This window comes from Agromyces sp. NPDC055658, from assembly GCF_053618155.1.
Genome location: NZ_JBSHHD010000042.1, coordinates 22,329 through 28,530, shown reverse-complemented (window position 1 = coordinate 28,530; position 6,202 = coordinate 22,329). Strand labels below are relative to the sequence as shown.

The window sequence follows — 6,202 nt, the reverse complement described above, 5'->3', positions numbered from 1 at the left end:
GCCTCGGACCCGGCTCTCAGCCGTTTCAAGGCGAGGCCCGCGAGAATTCGATGACACCTTCACGATTGGCGAGGACACCATGGGATTCTTCGATCGACTCTTCGGCGCCCCGGAGCCGCAACGGCCGGTGCCGCCCGCGCCCGGGCGCGGGCTCACGCCCGACGAGCTCGCGATCGAGCGCTACCGCTACCTGCTGCGCACCGCACCGCCGGAGGCGATCGAGCAGGTGCACGCGGAGGCGTTCGCGAAGTTGACGCCCGAGCAGCGCCAGCAGGTCTACCGGGCCCTCGCCGACCAGGCGCCGGCAGGGGAGCGGCTCGTCTCCGACGACCCGAGCGCCCTCGCCCGGGCCGCCACCCGCCAGGAGCTGCGGGCGCCGGGGAGCATGGAGCGCGCGTTCTCGAACGCCGGCGCGCAGGGCGGCCCGCAGGGTGCGGGGCGACCCGGACCGTCGTTCGGCCAGATGTTCGGCGGCTCGCTCCTCGGCTCGATCGCGGGTGTCGTCGTCGGCACGGCGATCGCCGATGCGATCCTGCCCGACCCCGCATCGTTCGACGCCGGGGGCGCCGATGCCGGCGCGGATGCCGGCTCGGTCGAAGCCGGGGGTGACACCGGTGGCGACTTCGGCGGATTCGGCGGCGACTTCGGCGGGGGAGACTTCGGCGGCGGCGACTTCGGGTTCTGAGGCCCGGCGCCGTCTTCGTCGTGCGTCGGGCTCGCCGCCGTCCGGCATGACTCCGGTCGGCCGGGCGACGTCGGCGGACCGGGATAGAGTCGCAACATGAGCAAGCAGGACGGCTCGTCGCGCCAGGTCACGACTGGACCGGTCGACGATTCGGCCACCCCGATCCTGCACGTCGACATGGACGCGTTCTTCGTCTCGGTCGAACTCCTGCGCCGCCCCGAGCTCCGTGGCAAGCCCGTGCTCGTGGGCGGCACCGCCGGCCGCGGCGTGGTCTCGGCAGCGAGCTACGAGGCCCGCCGGTACGGCGTCAACTCGGCGATGCCGATGTCGGTGGCGTTGCAGCGCTGCCCGAACGCGATCGTGCTCCGGGGCGACTACGCGAGCTACTCGCGCTACTCGAAGCAGGTCATGAAGATCTTCGAGGAGGTCACACCGCTCGTCGAACCCCTCTCGATCGACGAGGCCTTCCTCGACGTGTCCGGTGCTCGTCGGCTCCACGGCAGCCCGGCGGAGATCGCGTGGGCGATTCGTGAACGCGTCCGCTCCGAGACCGGCCTCACCTGCTCCATCGGCGTCGCCGCGACGAAGTACGTGGCGAAGGTGGCGTCGAGTCGTGCGAAGCCCGATGGCATGCTCGTCGTGCCCGCCGCCGAGACCCTCGCATTCCTGCATCCGCTCCCGGTGTCGGCGCTCTGGGGTGTCGGGCGCGTCACCGAGGAGTCGCTGACGCGGCTCGGACTCCGCACGGTCGGCGACGTGGCGGAGATGCCGGCCGATGCCCTCCAGCGCGCCGTCGGGCCGGCGCTCGCGTCACGTCTGACGAGGCTCGCCAACGGCATCGACCCGCGCGACGTCGAGACCGCCCGTTCGGAGAAGAGCATCGGACATGAGGTCACCTTCGGCCACGACCTCACCGATCCGACGCAGATCCGCCGCGAGCTGCTGCGACTCTCGGACGACGTCGCGGTCCGGCTGCGCCGTGCGGGCGTCGTGGGGCGCACGGTCGTGCTGAAGCTGCGCTACGGCGACTTCCGCACCGTCACCCGTTCGCGCACGCTCGGTGAGCCGACCGACGTCGCCCGCCGCATCTACGACGAGGCGTCGGCCGCGCTCGGCGAGCTCGTCGGCGACGGCGCCCGGATTCGCCTGATCGGGGTGCGCGCCGAGCAGCTGCGTCCCTCCGGCGGCGGGGCCGCCCTCTGGGACCCCGATGAGGAGTGGCGCGGGGCCGAGCGGGCCGTCGACGAGGTGACGGCCCGGTTCGGACGCGGTGCGGTGCGACCGGCCGCGCTCGTCCGACCCGGCGAAGCCGCGGCGCGCGTCGAGTCCATGCGACGTCGGCCCCTCGACGCAGCGGGCGCATCGCGCGACGCGGCGGACGCCGCCGAGGCGGCCGAAGGCCGGGCGGGGGTGGATCGAACGCAGTTCGGCGGGTAGCGTGGCGGTCATGGCTGATCTCGTGCTCGAACTCGCAGAGACCGTCGCCGGCGTGGGCGTGAAGACCTCGTACGGCGAACCCGTCGATCTCGACGGCACCAAGGTCGTCCCCGTCGCGCTCGGGTACTACGGGTTCGGGGCGGGCAGCGGCAGCGACTCCGGCGGCGACCAGGCCGGCGGCGGCGGTGGCGGTGGGCTCTCCATTCCGCTCGGCGCATACGTCGGCCGTGGCGGCGACGTCCGCTTCGAACCGAACCTCATCGGTCTCCTCCTCGTCGCGACCCCGCTCATCTGGGTGACGGGCAAGGCGCTCCGCGCCGTCATCCGCGCGCTCAAGCACTGACGCGGTCCTGAAGGCGGGGCGCGGCTCGACGGGCGACCGCGCCGCTCGTCCGTCGCGCGGCGTCATGCGGTCGTGGCCTGCGTATACTCGTCGATGAACACGGGAGTCCGGTGAGCCGGGCTGAGAGGAAGGTTCTCAACCTTCGACCGTCGAACCTGATCTGGGTCATGCCAGCGCAGGGAGGGCAATCGATCTCAACATCCCGTGCCTCTTTCCACCGAACGAAAGGGCACGACAGTGCACGCATCCGCACCAACCCCCACCGCCTCCACGACCGGTGCCGCGCCGGCGCGCAATCTCCGCTGGCGTGTCGTCGACATCGTCGTCGCCTCGGTCGTCGCCGTGGCGACGGGGCTGCTGTTCCTGTTCTGGAACAACATCGGCTACGCCTGGTTCGTGGCTGCCGACGCAGTGACCCCCGGACTCGGCGGCATCGCCGTCGGCATCTGGCTCATCGGCGGTGTGCTCGGCGGCCTCATCATCCGCAAGCCCGGCGCCGCCCTCTTCGTCGAGCTCGTCGCGGCCATGGTCTCCGCGATCGTCGGCAACCAGTGGGGCGTCGAGACCATCTGGTCGGGTCTCGCGCAGGGCATCGGCGCCGAGCTCGTCTTCGCGATCTTCCTCTACCGTCGCTTCGGGCTCCTCCAGGCGATCCTCGCCGGTGCGGCCGCGGGCGCCGGCGCGTGGACGCTCGAGCTGTTCACCTCGGGAAACCTGCAGAAGTCGGCCGAGTTCCTGACGCTCTACTTCTGCACGGTCGTCGTCTCGGGCGCGGTGCTCGCCGGAGTGCTCGGGTGGCTGCTCGTTCGCGCGCTCGCCGCGACGGGCGCGCTCAGCCGGTTCGCGGCGGGACAGGAAGCGACCCGACGGGTCTGACGTGGCGAACACCGCATCTTCGCCGACCCCGGCCGCCGTGGACGTGCGCGGCTGGGGTTGGCGTCACGCCTCCCGGCTCCGCCCCGCGCTCGAGGGGATCGACCTCCGCATCGAGCCGGGCGAGCGGGTGCTCCTGCTCGGGCCGAGCGGCGCCGGCAAGTCGACCCTGCTGCACGCCATGGCCGGTGTGCACGGCGGTGACGACGAGGGCGAGGCCGTCGGCGAGCTCCTGGTCGACGGAGCCGAGCCGGCGCGGGTGCGGGGGCGTTCGGGGCTCGTGCTGCAGGATCCCGACTCGCAGGTGATCCTCGCACGGGTGGGCGACGACGTCGCGTTCGGATGCGAGAACCTCGGTGTCCCTCGCGACGAGATCTGGCGTCGGGTGCGCGAATCGCTCGACGAGGTGGGTCTCGACGTGGCGATCGACCATCCGAGCTCGGCGCTGTCGGGCGGGCAGAAGCAACGGCTCGCCCTCGCGGGCGCCCTCGCGATGCGCCCGGGGCTGCTGCTGCTCGACGAGCCCACCGCGAATCTCGACCCCGACGGGGTCCGAGAGGTCAGGGCGGCGGTCGAGCGGGTACTCGATCGGCATGGCTCGACACTCGTCGTCGTCGAGCACCGCGTCGAGGTGTGGGCCGATCTCGTCGACCGCGTCGTCGTTCTCGGGCTCGACGGGCGTCTCATGGCCGACGGGCCCCCCGACGTCGTGCTCTCGCGTCAACGCGCGGCGCTCCTCGCCGCGGGCGTATGGGTTCCCGGCGGCCACGGCCCCACGGCCCCTCGCCGTCGAGTCGCCGTGGACGAGCCGACCGAGCCGTTGCTCACCGCGAACGGACTCGCGGTCGGCCGTCGTCCGCGCGACATCGTCCAGCGCGGACTCGACGTCGAGCTTCCGCGTGGCACCAGCACGGTGCTGACCGGCCCGAACGGTGCCGGCAAGTCGACCCTCGCCCTGACCCTGGGCGGCCTCCTGCGCCCGCTCGACGGTCGGGTCGAGGCATCCGCGTCGTTGTCAGCAGGGCTTCGAGGCGACCCGATCGGCTGGCGCTCCCGCGACCTGCTGACGCGCATCGGAACCGTGTTCCAGGAGCCCGAGCACCAGTTCGTCACGTCCAGCGTGCGCGCCGAGCTCGAGGTGGCGCCGCGGGCGCTCCGGCTCGGCGACCGCGAGACGGCCGCTCGCGTCGAAGACCTGTTGGCGCGCCTGCGGCTCGACCGCATCGCCTTGGCGAATCCGTTCACCCTGTCGGGCGGCGAGAAGCGCCGGTTGTCCGTCGCTGCCGTCCTTGCAGCCCGGCCCTCGGTGCTCGTCCTCGACGAACCGACGTTCGGCCAGGACCGGATCACCTGGCTCGAGCTGACCGCGCTGCTGCGCGAACTCGTCGACGAGGGCCTCACGCTGTTGTCGGTCACCCACGACGCCGCGTACATCGCAGCCCTGGGCGACCGCGGCATCCGCCTGGAGCCGACGAACACCCGGGCGTTCGCATGAGTGCCGTCGCCTCCGGAGCCGTCGACGCTCCCCGACTCCGGTTCATCGATCGAGTCAACCCCGTGACGAAGCTCGCCGCGGCGATGCTGCTCACCGCCCCGCTGCTGCTCACCGTCGACTGGGTGAGCGCCGCGACCGCACTCGTCATCGAGCTCGTGCTCTTCATGGCCGCGGGCGTGCGCCCCCGGATGCTCGTCCGACGGGCCTGGCCGATCCTCATCGCCGCGCCGATCGCCGGCATCAGCATGCTCCTGTACGGCCGTCCGTCGGGTGAGGAGTACTGGAGCTTCTGGCTCGCGCGCATCACCGACGGCTCGATCGAGCTCGCGATCGCGGTGACCGTTCGAGTGCTCGCGGTCGGCCTGCCCGCGGTGCTGCTCTTCATGCGGGTCGATCCGACCGAGCTCGCGGATGGTCTCGCGCAGGTGTGGCGGCTCCCGAGTCGCTTCGTGCTCGGCGCACTCGCGGGCGCCCGGCTCGTCGGGCTCTTCATCGAGGACTGGCACGCGATGGCGCTCAGCCGTCGCGCGAGAGGGATCGGCGACACGGGCGTGGTGCGGCGGTTCGCGACCATGGCGTTCGCCCTGCTCGTGCTCGCGATCCGCCGGGGGTCGAAGCTCGCGACCGCGATGGAGGCTCGAGGGTTCGGGAGCGATCGGCCGCGCACCTGGGCCAGGGCGTCGACGATCGGCTGGAGCGACTGGGTACTGATCGCGATCGCGTTCGCCATCGCGGTGGCGGCCATCGGCGCCGCGATCGCGGCGGGCACCTTCCATCCGGTGTGGTCGTGAGCGAGGCGGCGGCCGTCGCCAGGGTACTGGTCGCGGCACGGCAGCGTCAGGCGAGCGCGGCGTGGCCGCTCATCGCGATCGACGGCCCGAGCGGTGCCGGCAAGTCGACGCTCGCCGATGCGATCGCGCGGTCGTGGCGTGCGGGGGCGTCCCCCCGACTCGTCCGGCTCGATGCGATCTATCCCGGCTGGCGGGGGCTCGCGACCGCCTCCGGATCGCTCGAACGAACTCTGCTCGCCCCGCTCGCGCGCGGCGTGCCGGGCGGATGGCGCGGGTGGGACTGGGCGCGGAATCGGCCGGCGGCCTCCGTCACCGTCCTCCCGGGTCGGCCGCTCATCGTCGAGGGCTGCGGTGCCTTCGAGGCGACAGCGGGTCGCACCGGGGTGGTCAGGGTGTGGGTGCGAGCGGCGCAGGCGACGCGGAAGCGCCGTGCGCTCGAGCGCGATGCGGGGGGCTTCGACCCGTTCTGGGACCTCTGGGAGACCGAGTGGCGCCGATACGTGTACCGTACCGACCCACTGGGTTCGGCCGACCTGGTCGTCGAACTGCCCGAGTGCGGAGCCCGGGGGCTACGGTAG

The 6,202-nt window shown here is 72.5% G+C and carries 7 protein-coding genes and 1 riboswitch; all 7 genes read left to right on the top strand.

Annotation, left to right across the window (positions count from 1 at the left end; genetic code table 11):
* The first annotated feature begins 79 nt into the window (after positions 1 to 79).
* Positions 80 to 685, top strand: coding sequence for a hypothetical protein (locus tag ACWGPE_RS16565; RefSeq protein WP_231430797.1), 606 nt, complete (start codon positions 80 to 82; stop codon positions 683 to 685).
* 96 nt (positions 686 to 781) lie between these two features.
* Complete coding sequence (locus tag ACWGPE_RS16560) at positions 782 to 2,122, top strand: DNA polymerase IV (protein ID WP_231430798.1); 1,341 nt, start codon at positions 782 to 784, stop codon at positions 2,120 to 2,122.
* Positions 2,123 to 2,132: 10 nt separating this feature from the next.
* Positions 2,133 to 2,465, top strand: a complete 333-nt coding sequence (locus ACWGPE_RS16555; RefSeq protein ID WP_231430799.1) for a hypothetical protein — start codon at positions 2,133 to 2,135, stop codon at positions 2,463 to 2,465.
* 89 nt (positions 2,466 to 2,554) lie between these two features.
* Positions 2,555 to 2,664: riboswitch (TPP riboswitch) on the top strand.
* 38 nt (positions 2,665 to 2,702) lie between these two features.
* On the top strand, positions 2,703 to 3,341 hold the full coding sequence (locus tag ACWGPE_RS16550) for an ECF transporter S component (protein ID WP_231430800.1): 639 nt from the start codon (positions 2,703 to 2,705) through the stop codon (positions 3,339 to 3,341).
* A 1-nt stretch (position 3,342) separates the two neighbouring features.
* Positions 3,343 to 4,833 carry an ABC transporter ATP-binding protein gene (locus tag ACWGPE_RS16545; RefSeq protein WP_275506871.1) on the top strand — a complete coding sequence of 497 codons (1,491 nt, stop codon included), beginning with the start codon at positions 3,343 to 3,345 and terminating at the stop codon, positions 4,831 to 4,833.
* On the top strand, positions 4,830 to 5,624 hold the full coding sequence (locus ACWGPE_RS16540) for an energy-coupling factor transporter transmembrane component T family protein (protein WP_231430802.1): 795 nt from the start codon (positions 4,830 to 4,832) through the stop codon (positions 5,622 to 5,624). Before ACWGPE_RS16545 ends, ACWGPE_RS16540 begins: the two co-directional genes overlap by 4 nt.
* Complete coding sequence (locus tag ACWGPE_RS16535) at positions 5,621 to 6,202, top strand: ATP-binding protein (protein ID WP_452049099.1); 582 nt, start codon at positions 5,621 to 5,623, stop codon at positions 6,200 to 6,202. The genes ACWGPE_RS16540 and ACWGPE_RS16535 overlap by 4 nt, the downstream gene beginning before the upstream one ends.